This window comes from Streptomyces flaveus (assembly GCF_014647675.1).
In the GTDB taxonomy this organism is placed as follows: domain Bacteria; phylum Actinomycetota; class Actinomycetes; order Streptomycetales; family Streptomycetaceae; genus Streptomyces; species Streptomyces flaveus.
Window position 1 is genome coordinate 257670 of the sequence record NZ_BMPQ01000011.1, and the last position, 5069, is coordinate 262738.

The window sequence follows — 5069 nt, forward strand, 5'->3', positions numbered from 1 at the left end:
GCCTTCGAGCCTATTGACCAACATGCTGTGAGCTGTACAGGATTCTGGTCGAGCCGATGGAGTGCCCTCGGCTGGCAGATCCCCTTCGGAGAAGTCCGTGAATGACGCTCCCGATGACACCCCTGACACAGCACCCCGTACGCCCCCCGGCTCGCCGGACAGCCCTCAGGATCCACTCCGGCCCCTGGTCAGCGTCCGGGGGCTGCGCAAGCGGTTCGGCGGAACCCTCGCCCTCGCTGATGTCGACCTCGACATCCACCCGGGCAGCGTGCTCGCACTATTGGGTCACAACGGTGCCGGTAAGTCCACGGTTATCAAGATCCTTGCCGGGGTTTACCGAGCGGACCAGGGCGAGGTCACCGTCGCAGGCCACCCGCTCGGCAGCGAAGCGGCCTCAGCGGAGATGTCCTTCATCCACCAGGACCTCGGCCTGGTCGAATGGATGACGGTCGCCGAGAACATCGCTCTCGGCACCGGCTACCCGCGCCGCGCCGGCCTCGTCTCCTGGCGGCAGGTCCGCGAGCGCAGCACCGAGGCGCTGGACATCGTCGCCGGTCACCTCGACCCGGATGCCAGGGTCGCCGACCTCACCCGGGCCGAGCGGTCCCTCGTCGCCATCGCCCGCGCCCTGTCCACCAGGGCCCGGCTCATCGTCCTCGACGAACCCACCGCGAGCCTGCCCGCCGCGGACTGCGCCCGGCTCTTCGACGTACTGCACACCCTGCGCGACCGCGGACACGGCATCGTCTACGTCAGCCACCGGCTCGACGAGGTCTACCAGGTCGCCGACAGCTTCGCCGTCCTCCGCGACGGCCACCTCATCAGCGAGGGCCGCCTCGCCGACCACGGCCCCGACCGCATCGTGCGCGACATCGTCGGCCACGAACCGGAGAGCCACCGGCCGGAGCCCGGCCCCAAGGACCCCACCGCCGAGGCCCCGACCGTGCTGCGCCTCACCGGCGTCACCACCGAGGGCGCGGGCCCCGTCGACCTGGAAGTGCGCGCCGGGGAGGTCCTCGGCATGGTCGGCCTCACCGGCGCCGGCCACATGGATCTCGGCCGAGCCCTCGCCGGTTCCCGGCCGATCCAGGACGGTGAGGCACTGCTCGACGGCAGGCCGTACCGGCCCGGCTCGCCCGCCGCGGCCGTCGACGCGGGCATCGGCTTCGTCACCAGCAACCGCCAGGAGGAGGGCTGCGCCCTCGAACTCACCGTACGGGAGAACTTCCTGGCCAACCCGCGAGCCGACAGCCGCTCCCCGTGGCGCTGGATCAGCCCGTCACGTGAGCGCGCCGAAGCGACATCGCTGGTCGAGAGGTTCGGCGTACGCCCAGCCAACTCCGAGGCACCCATCGCGACTCTCTCCGGCGGCAACCAGCAGAAGGTAATGATCGGCCGCTGGCTGCGTCTCAGCAGGCGCGTCGTGATCCTGGAGGAGCCGACCGCGGGAGTCGACGTCGGTGCCAAGGCGGAGATCTACCGCCTGCTCGACGACGCGCTCGCCCAGGGACTCGCGGTCCTTCTCATCTCCACCGACTTCGAGGAAGTCGCCGACGTGTGTCACCGCGCCCTGGTCTTCGTACGGGGCACCGTGACCGCCGAACTCAGCGGTGAGGCCCTCACCGTCACCGAACTCACCCACGCCGCGTCGGCCATGCCGGCGCTGACCGGAACGGCGGACAACTGATGGCCACCGAGACCGAATCCGCCCGCCGGCAGGCCGACCACGGCGGAAGTGAACAGCGGGAGGGGTCCGCCGGGGGCGGCGCCCGTAAGGGAACACTCCAGGGGGCGCGCAAGCGGAAACCCGACGGCACCGACAGGGGCACGGGCAGCGGCGGAATGGGTGCCCGGCTGCGCGGCGGCCACCTCATCGGCACCTACGGGCTGCTCGGCCTGACCACCCTGCTGTTCGTGATCTTCTCGCTGGCTCTGCCGGACACCTTCCCGACGATGGAAAACGCCTCGTCGATCCTGTCCAACCAGTCGATTCCCGCGATCCTCGCCCTCGGAGCGATGATCCCCATCGTCACCGGCAAGTTCGACCTGTCCGTCGGCTACGGCCTCGGTCTCGCCCACGTCCTTGCCATGCAACTCATCGTGAACAACGGCTGGCCCTGGCCGATGGCCTGCCTCGTCGTCATCCTCGGCGGCGGCGTCGTCGGCGTGTTCAACGGCCTGCTGGTGGAGTTCGCCAAGATCGACTCCTTCATCGCCACCCTTGGCACCGGCAGCGTCCTGTACGCCTGCACCGGCTGGATCACCGACGGTGCCCGGATCGTGCCCGGCCCCCAGGGCCTGCCCCCGGCCTTCACCGACCTGTACAACTCCAAGTTCCTCGGCCTGCCCGTCCCCGCCTTCTACGTCCTCGCGCTGGCCGTGCTGCTGTGGCTGCTGCTGGAGCGCCTGCCGCTCGGCCGCTACCTGTACGTCATCGGCTCCAACGCCCGCGCCGCCGACCTCGTGGGCATCCCCACCCGCCGGTACGGCATCTACGCCTTCGCCGGTTCCGGACTCGTCGTCGGCTTCGCGGGCGTCCTGCTCGCCGCGCAGCAGACCATCGGCAACCCGAGCGTCGGCATGGACTACCTGCTGCCGGCCTTCGTCGGCGCCCTGCTCGGCTCCACCGCCATCAAACCGGGCCGCGCCAACGCCGCCGGAACCGTCGTCGCCGTCACCATCCTCGCCATCGGGCTCGCCGGAATCGGTCAGCTCGGAGCCGAGTTCTGGGCGACCCCCCTGTTCAACGGCGGCACCCTGCTCCTCGCGGTCGGCCTGGCCGGCTACTCCGCCCGCCGCCGACTGCGCGCCGGCGCCACCCGCCGCTCGCTGTCCGCGCCCGGGACGGAACCCGCGACGGAACAGCCGACGCCCGCCGCCACCGGTTCGTCCGACGGTGACGCGTCGCGCACACCCTGACCGACGTATCCCCGCCCCACCCCCTCCGTTCCCGCGCCTCACCTCCCGCCTGCCGTACGTCCTCAAGGAGCACCGCCGTGTCGTACCACCCCACCCGCAAGGCAACACTCAGAGCCGTGGCCGCCCTGGCCGTGCTCACCGCTTCCGTCGCAGGCTGCAGCCGGGGCTCGGAGGGCGGTGGCTCCAACGCCGTCGGCGGGTCCTCGAAGGCCGGCTGCCCTGCCGTCCTGGAGAAGGCGAAGCAGGCAGTGAGTGACGCCGAGGCCGTTGACGCTCCCTGGGGCGGACCGGCCACCGGCCCCAAGGCGGTCGCCGGCAAGACGATCGTCTACGTCGCCCAGAGCATGACCAACCCCGGTGTCGCAGGCGCCGCCGGAGGCGTCAAGGAGGCCGCCAAGGCCATCGGCTGGAAGGTGAGGATCATCGACGGCCAGGGCACCCCGGCCGGTATCCAGGCCGCCGTCAGTCAGGCCGTGGCAGTCAAGCCCGACGGCATAGTCCTGTCCGGCTTCGACCCCAAGTCGACCGGCCAGCAGGTCGCCCAGGCAGACGCAGCCGGTATCCCGCTCATCGGCTGGCACGCCGTCGGCACGCCCGGACCCAGCGAGGACCCGAAGCTCTTCAGCAACATCACCACCAAGGTCGAGGACGTCGCGAAGATCAGCGCCGACTGGATCATCAGCCAGTCCAACGGCCGGGCCGGCGTGGTGGTCTTCACCGACGCCTCCATCCCGTTCGCCAAGGGCAAGTCCGACCTCATCGAGAAGGAACTCGCCACCTGCTCCGACATCAAGGTGCTGTCCACCTCCAACATCCCGATCGCCGACGCCAGCAACCGCACCCCGCAGGAGGTCTCCGCACTGCTGTCCCGCTTCGGCACCAAGTGGACGCACTCGGTGGCCATCAACGACCTGTACTTCGCCGACGCGGCACCCGCGCTGCGGTCGGGCGGCAAGCAGGGCAACGGCGCCCCGTTCAGCATCGGCGCGGGCGACGGCGATCCGTCGGCCTTCCAGCGGATCAACAGCAAGGATTTCCAGGCGGCCACGGTGCCCGAGCCGCTGTCCGAGCAGGGCTGGCAGATCGTCGACGAGTTCAACCGCTCCTTCGCCGATGAGCCCGCCACCAGCTATGTCGCCCCGGTGCACATCACGACGGCGGCCAACAGCGCCGGCGGCTCCTCCTGGGACCCGAAGGGATACCGCGAGGCGTACCGGAAGCTCTGGGGCAAGTAGGCGGCACCGTCGGCCCTTGGATGTCCCTCCCGCCCCTCCCCGGCGGGAGGGACCTGCCTCACCCCTCGCTCCCTCCCTTCCGTCCTCACACATACACAGGAGTTCCCGCGTGAACCCGCCCTTGACCGCTGCAGCGTCCGAGTGGACCGAGCTGGACCAGCGGGCCGTCGACACCGCGCGGATCCTGGCCGCCGATGCCGTGCAGAAGGCCGGCAACGGCCACCCCGGCACGGCGATGAGCCTCGCTCCCGCGGCGTACACCCTCTTTCAGAGGGTGATGCGTCATGACCCCTCCGATCCGGAGTGGACCGGCCGCGACCGGTTCGTGCTGTCCGCCGGGCATTCCTCGTTGACGCTGTACATCCAGCTGTGCCTGGGCGGTTTCGGTCTGGAGCTGGACGATCTGAAGTCGTTCCGTACGTGGGGTTCGAAGACCCCGGGGCATCCGGAGTACGGCCACACCACCGGAGTGGAGACGACGACCGGGCCGCTGGGGCAGGGGGTGGCCAACGCGGTGGGCATGGCGATGGCCGCCCGCTACGAGCGCGGTCTGTTCGACCCGGACGCCCCCGCCCGTGAGTCCCCGTTCGACCACTTCATCTACGCGATCGCCGGTGACGGCTGCCTGCAGGAGGGCATCTCCGCGGAGGCGTCCTCCATGGCCGGGCACCAGAAGCTCGGCAATCTGATCCTACTGTGGGACGACAATCACATCTCGATCGAGGGCGACACCGAGACGGCCGTCTCCGAGGACACGGCTCTGCGCTACGAGGCGTACGGCTGGCACGTGCAGCGCGTGGAGGCCAAGGCCAATGGTGATCTGGACCCGCAGGCCCTGTTCGCGGCGATCAAGACCGCCGAGGCGGTCACCGACAAGCCGTCCTTCATCGCGATGCGCTCGATCATCGCCTGGCC

4 protein-coding genes are annotated in these 5069 nt (G+C 70.2%); all 4 read left to right on the top strand.

Annotation, left to right across the window (positions count from 1 at the left end; genetic code table 11):
* Positions 1 to 97 precede the first annotated feature (97 nt).
* Positions 98 to 1687, top strand: a complete 1590-nt coding sequence (locus IEZ21_RS23420) for a sugar ABC transporter ATP-binding protein (RefSeq protein ID WP_189323869.1) — start codon at positions 98 to 100, stop codon at positions 1685 to 1687.
* Entirely contained in the window at positions 1687 to 2919 is a 1233-nt protein-coding gene (locus IEZ21_RS23425) for an ABC transporter permease (RefSeq protein WP_189323870.1), read from the top strand. Before IEZ21_RS23420 ends, IEZ21_RS23425 begins: the two co-directional genes overlap by 1 nt.
* A 116-nt stretch (positions 2920 to 3035) precedes the next feature.
* Positions 3036 to 4154: a substrate-binding domain-containing protein gene (locus IEZ21_RS23430; RefSeq protein ID WP_189323894.1), complete on the top strand. Its 1119-nt coding sequence runs from the start codon at positions 3036 to 3038 to the stop codon at positions 4152 to 4154.
* 109 nt (positions 4155 to 4263) lie between these two features.
* A partial coding sequence (locus tag IEZ21_RS23435) for a thiamine pyrophosphate-binding protein (RefSeq protein WP_246568072.1) occupies positions 4264 to 5069 on the top strand: 806 nt, incomplete at its 3' end.